Here is a 201-nt window from a genome sequence, read left to right on the forward strand (position 1 = left end):
GCCAGTGCCACAGGTCCTTCAATGCACTGACCGATACGCCGCTGGCGTTTATCCGGCTGCGCGAAAAATGGCTACCGTTCCTGCAGTGCATGTTGGGTTCGATGACGGTACGCGCGGCAGCGGAAACAACCGGCATTCACCGCAACACGAGCTTTCGCTGGCGCCACCGCTTTCTTGCCATGGCCAAGGACGATCGGCCCA

1 protein-coding gene is annotated in these 201 nt (G+C 60.7%); it reads left to right on the top strand.

All coding sequences use genetic code 11. The features are described from left to right. Nucleotides 1–201 (top strand): helix-turn-helix domain-containing protein (locus GM672_RS30355; RefSeq protein ID WP_170300310.1); only part of this gene is annotated, 201 nt, incomplete at both ends.

The organism is Pseudoduganella buxea (genome assembly GCF_009720835.1).
Classification (GTDB): Bacteria; Pseudomonadota; Gammaproteobacteria; order Burkholderiales; family Burkholderiaceae_D; genus Rugamonas; species Rugamonas buxea.